The 5,497-nt window shown below is 46.7% G+C and carries 5 protein-coding genes; 1 reads left to right on the top strand and 4 read right to left on the bottom strand.

The window, feature by feature from the left end:
• Positions 1-2,273, top strand: a 2,273-nt coding sequence (locus A1D16_RS06495; RefSeq protein WP_290708496.1) for an alpha-L-rhamnosidase, incomplete at its 5' end; no start/stop codon positions are given.
• Here A1D16_RS06495 and A1D16_RS06490 read toward each other — a convergent pair.
• From A1D16_RS06490 to A1D16_RS06475, 4 genes are all read right to left on the bottom strand, one after another.
• The gene (locus A1D16_RS06490; protein WP_290708495.1) at positions 2,268-3,257 is read right to left on the bottom strand and encodes a glycoside hydrolase family 43 protein; all 990 of its coding nucleotides are present in this window, start codon (positions 3,255-3,257) and stop codon (positions 2,268-2,270) included. The two genes, A1D16_RS06495 and A1D16_RS06490, sit on opposite strands and share 6 nt — an antisense overlap.
• A gap of 22 nt (positions 3,258-3,279) precedes the next feature.
• On the bottom strand, positions 3,280-3,573 hold the full coding sequence (locus A1D16_RS06485) for a hypothetical protein (protein ID WP_290708494.1): 294 nt from the start codon (positions 3,571-3,573) through the stop codon (positions 3,280-3,282).
• A gap of 75 nt (positions 3,574-3,648) precedes the next feature.
• A complete protein-coding gene (locus tag A1D16_RS06480) occupies positions 3,649-5,217 on the bottom strand; it encodes a hypothetical protein (protein WP_290708492.1) in 1,569 nt (522 codons plus the stop codon).
• Positions 5,218-5,287: 70 nt separating this feature from the next.
• Positions 5,288-5,410 carry a hypothetical protein gene (locus A1D16_RS06475; RefSeq protein WP_290708491.1) on the bottom strand — a complete coding sequence of 41 codons (123 nt, stop codon included), beginning with the start codon at positions 5,408-5,410 and terminating at the stop codon, positions 5,288-5,290.
• Positions 5,411-5,497 lie beyond the last annotated feature (87 nt).

Below are 5,497 nucleotides of genomic sequence, written 5' to 3'. Positions count from 1 at the left end.
CCTGGGCTTCTTTTGAAATGGGGCTGATGAATAGTTCCAATTGGAAAGGCGCCTGGATCAGCGATGGAAAATCCATGCATGAAAAAGCGCTTCCTTATTTCAGGAAAGAGTTCAGACTGGATAAAAAAATAAAATCGGCGCGTGCATATATAGCCGCCGGCGGTTTATTTGAACTGAGCATAAACGGGCAACGGATCAGCGATGCCTGGCTGGAGCCGAATTATACCAGGTACGACCGTCGGTTATTGTATTGTACTTATGATATTACAAATGCAGTTTCGAACGGGGGCAATGCCGCCGGTGTATTAGTAGGAAATGGCTGGTACAATCACCAATCGACTGCAGTATGGGATTTTGATAAAGCGCCCTGGCGCAACCGGCCTTGTTTTATCCTGGACATCCGGGTGGAGTATACCGATGGCAGCATCGAAACCATTTCATCAAACCGGGATTGGAAAACCAGTACCGGCCCGGTTATTTTTTCCAGTATTTATACTGCCGAACACTATGATGCCCGCCTGGCTTTAACCGGCTGGGATCAAACGGGCTACCCCGATACCGCCTGGCAACAAGCGCTTTTGCGTTCTGCTCCCGCTGCTCTTATAACAGCCCAAAACCTGCATCCGATACGAAGGGTCGAAGAAATAAAACCTGTATCGGTCCGGAAATTTAACGATACCGTATACGTGGTTGATTTGGGTAGAAATATTGCCGGAGTAGCAAAAATAAAACTGAGCGGTGCTGCAGGAACGGTGGTTAAATTAAGGCATTCTGAACGACTCTATGAATCCGGTCGTACGGATCTATCCAATATTGACGTCCACTATCGGCCGGTAGGAGACGCGGATCCTTTTCAAACGGATATTTTTATTCTTTCCGGAAAAGGACTGGAGGAATTTTCTCCCCGTTTTAATTACAAAGGCTTTCAATATATTGAGGTAAGCGCCAGCCAGCCGATCAGCATCACCAAAGAATCGGTAACCGGCTACTTTATGCATTCTGATTTACCAGCGGTAAGTAAGCTGAACAGCGCTAACCCATTGCTGGATAAGATCTGGTGGGCAACCAATAATTCTTATTTGTCGAACATGTTTGGGTACCCGACAGATTGCCCGCAACGGGAAAAAAACGGCTGGACAGGCGATGCCCATATTGCCAGTGAAACCGGCCTCTTTAATTTTGACGGTATCACGGTGTATGAAAAATGGCTGCAGGATCACCTCGATGAACAACAACCCAATGGCGTATTTCCTTCCATTATTCCCAGTAATGGATGGGGGTATGAGTGGGGAAACGGCCCCGACTGGACCAGCACCATTGCTATTATTCCCTGGAATATTTACCTGCATTATGGCGATACCAGTTTGTTGGCTAAGACCTACGATGCGTTAAAACGATACGTGAATTATATTGAAAGGATCAGTCCGGATGGAATTTGTTCCTGGGGACTGGGCGACTGGGTGCCCGTTAAATCACAGACACCGGTACCGTTTACCTCCACTGCCTATTATTACACAGATGCCTTAATTCTTTCAAAAGCAGCCTTATTACTGGGAAAATCGGAAGACCATGAACGTTATGCAGCGCTGGCCCAAAAAATTTATTCCGCTTTTAATGCCAGGTTTTGGAATGCTGCTGCCGGCACTTATGGAACCGGTTTACAAACGGAGTTAAGCGTAGCGCTGCATTGGAAATTAGTGCCTGATAGTTTAGTTCCGGTGGTGGCAAAAGCGCTGGCTAACCGGGTAATTGCAGATGGCAGGCAAATTGATGTGGGATTGCTTGGTACCAAAACAATCCTGAATGCGCTAAGCGATAATGGTTACATAGACCTGGCATATGAGCTGGCTACCCGCGAAACCTTTCCTTCCTGGGGATGGTGGATTAAAAATGGTGCTACCACGCTGTTCGAAAACTGGCCCATTAATGCAAAATCCGATATTTCCATGAACCATATTATGTTTGGGGAAATAGGTGCCTGGATGTTTAAAGCATTGGGTGGCATCAAAACAACCGAAGCTGCGCCGGGGTTCCAGGTTATTACGCTTGAACCTTGCTTTCCTAAAAAGCTAAACAGGTTTTCCTGCAGCCATGAATCGGTTATGGGTAGCATTGAATCGGCTTGGGAAAGAAAGGGTAGTAGCCTGCAATATAGTGTCAAGGTTCCGCCAGGCGCTATCGCCCGGTTGCGGGTGCCAGCATCCGGAAATGCGGGCAATAGTTTTATAGAGTTGGGATCAGGTACCCATCAGTTTACCTGGAAAAATTTATAAGCGGGATTTTTTTACTCCCCCGGTTGTTATTTTGACGGGAAGGATCCGTCCTTCCTTGTCAAAACGCATAAGGTCTATACAAGTCTCTCTTGAATTACCGTCGGTTTCTGTAAGCGGCCGGCGGTGATATACGATGTAATAAGTATCCGTTCCGGGATGATGGATAACGGAATGGTGGCCGGCACCGGTTGCAATAGCAGGGTCCTGTTGCAGAATTTTACCAATCCGTTTAAAAGGACCTGTTGGGGAGTCGGCAATGGCGTAGGCAACGCTGTAGTCAGGGCCCGTCCAGCCGCCCTCTGACCACATAAAATAATATTTGCCGTTTCGTTTGAAAACAAAGGGCCCTTCTACATAATTTTCCGGGGTAATTTCTTTGAAAACGCTGCCGTCTTCAAAAGGCAGGAACCCGGAAAAATCATCGTTTAACCGGGTGATATTACAATGTCTCCAACCTCCGTAGTACATATAATGCTGCCCATCATCGTCTCTGAATACAAACTGGTCAATGGGTTGGGCGCCGTTATAAAATTTATCAATCAGCGGCTTGCCGAGGTGATCGGTAAAAGGGCCTGCCGGATGATCCGCTACCGCCACCCCAATGCCGCCGTATTCCTGGTTGTTTTGAATATCGTTGGCGGCAAAAAATAAATAATAGCGTTTGTCTTTTTGAATGATGGAAGGTGCCCACATGGCCCGTTTGGCCCATTTTACCCGGCTGGTATCCAGGATACGGGCATGTTTTTTCCAGGTCTGCAGGTCGACGGAAGAAAAAGCATCCATAAAAACCTGCTTTTCATAAGGCGCCGAATAGGTGGGATAAATCCAATAGGTTTTATCAAAAATGATGGCTTCCGGATCGGCATACCAGCCTGGAAAAACCGGGTTGCCACTAAAATTGGACGATTTTTTTACTTGCTGCGCAGTTGCCGGTTGCAGACCTATAACAGCCAGTACCAGAGCGATTCGAACGATTATTTGCATACAGCAAACTACAAAATGCAGCTTAGATAACGCGTACAAATTTACCGGCTTCGGTTGCCTGCCGAATGATATCGAGCTGGTTCTCCGATTTGCCTGCCACCACTACCAATTCTATTTTGTCGTCTTCAAGAATTTCCCGCAGGTTGCCCACTACTTCCACCCCCGGATACCAGGATTCCGCAAGTCCTGTGCTCAGGTCTTGTTGTGCTAATACTTTTTTAAGCTTATAGCCATTTTCAATACTGCCTGTACTTAAGGTAATGGGCATTTCATTCTGCTGTGTTGCAATCAGTCCGATGTATTTAAACGCTGCCATACTCATCTTTTAATGTGTAATAGATACACTACAAAGATAGGCATACTGGAACAATGTCTAAACATTGTAGCCGAATCAGGCAGGCTTTTTACCCTTATTATTCACTCCTGTACTCATTTTCAGGCCTTCAAACAGGGTTTTCCAGACCAGGTTAAAAAAGGATTTGGTAGGGTCGCGCTGGTTGGTTACCTGGAATTGGTGGGGGTGACGATCGGTCAGGCGGTTATTGGTACGTAGCAGTAATTGATTGGCCAGTAGGCTCAGCAGGGGCCTTTTTACGGTTTCACCGGATTTTTTATCCTTCAACAGGTCTATTTTCAGGTCTTCATATACGAAAACTACGGCTCCTCCGGCCTGGTGATCATTTCCCCGGAGCGTGCATTCCAGTTGCTGACACCTGCCCGAACGGATTGCTACGTTGGTTAATGGTTCTACAATAGGATTGATCAGGGATAAGTCAAAGGGTTGCAGGCTGGCATTGACGGTAAACCTGCCCTCTTTACCCGGCGGAAAATAAAATCCTGCATGAAGGGGAATTTTATCCATTAGCCGGGCATCAAGGTCCATGTTGAGGCTGCCCAGGGTGTCAAATCCTTTCCGGATAGGCCCTGCATTGCCATTGATAGCCCCGAAGATCAGCTTGCCCACATCGGTACCATCTTTATTTTTCTCGCTGTATTCGATTCGTCCGTTTTCTACCTGCAGGCGGGGAATATCGAGGCCGATACTTATCTGCTGAATCAGCTGGTGCGGATTTTTCCCAATTTTTGAGGCAGTAGCAGGCGGGCGGCTCCGGTCATTAAATACGCTTAAATGAGGTTCTTTTAATACTACCAGCGGTGTTCTTAGAATGCTATCATCGAGGAAAGAACGATAATCTACCGAGTCGATCAGCACTTCTGGGATGCGACCAAAATAAACATCCTGTTGGACGGGTGTTTGAGCCGCCAGGGCTTCCAGGTTTTTTCCTGCGGATGGCAGTACCTGTACATTCCGGACAATTGCTTTCAGATGACCAGATCCGATCAAAATAAACTGATCGGCGCTGAGACGGTATTGCTTATTGGCAAGATCCCATGCAATATTTTCAATTGACAGGCGGAATCCTTTAACGGGTAAAGGATTGCCCGTGCCAGCTTCCAGGCTGTCGGAGTGAAAATTGTATACATCAAGATGAACGGATTGAAGGCTGGTGGTCGCTTTTTTGCGATTGATATAGGCAATATCCAACTGCGACAACTGGATAGAATCTACATGTATGGCTGAAATGACTTTTTTTCTGCGCGAAGTTTTTTTGGGGGGCACTATTTCTGTTAATGCAGCACTGGTTGCCTTGCCTTCTTTAATTTCCAGGGAACCACCTGATATAACGATCGTGGAAAGATCAAGGATACTGGATTCCAGCAGAGCCGTTACCGAAACATTTTTAACCAGTAAATTTTTAAAACGAAAGCGGTAACTGGAGTTGGAGCCGGTATCAGCCTGCGTGGGTTCAAACAGAAGGTTGGTAAGCAGCAGGGTTTCTTTGACGGGGTCTAGCTGAAGCGACTCCATCGATAATTGGTAGCGGCCACCGGTTTCTTCGTTGACCCAGTTGGTTAATCGTTTTTGAGCTGATCCGATACATCGCTGGAGCTCAGCCAATACCGGAGCAGAAAAAAACCTGCCAGTAGTACTACTGCTATAACGGAGCCGATCCGTATAATTCGGCGGCTTAACATCCTACCACCCCCAGCAACCAGTAAAGTATAAGGAAAACAACAATGGTGCCGAGGCAACCGCCTCCCCATTTATAAGCGCCGTACCCGGCTAGTAAGGTTCTGAGCCAATCTTTCATGTTGGAATATTTTTATAAGAAGCGGTGTTAAAAAATAATGCCATCAGATTCGGGGCCCTGCAGGCGGTTTCTTTACTGCTATAATTT

Origin of the sequence: Flavihumibacter sp. CACIAM 22H1 (genome assembly GCF_001601815.1) — a bacterium.
GTDB lineage: Bacteria > Bacteroidota > Bacteroidia > Chitinophagales > Chitinophagaceae > Flavihumibacter.
The sequence above is the reverse complement of the archived record's forward strand: the minus strand, read 5'-3'. Positions and strand labels throughout refer to the sequence as shown.

What these genes read in the sequence shown, in the direction of transcription:
- A1D16_RS06490 (WP_290708495.1), bottom strand. Translation starts at nt 3,257, where the DNA reads ATGCAAATAATCGTTCGAATCGCTCTGGTACTGGCTGTTATAGGTCTG.
- A1D16_RS06475 (WP_290708491.1), bottom strand. Translation starts at nt 5,410, where the DNA reads ATGAAAGATTGGCTCAGAACCTTACTAGCCGGGTACGGCGCTTATAAA.
- A1D16_RS06485 (WP_290708494.1), bottom strand. Translation starts at nt 3,573, where the DNA reads ATGGCAGCGTTTAAATACATCGGACTGATTGCAACACAGCAGAATGAA.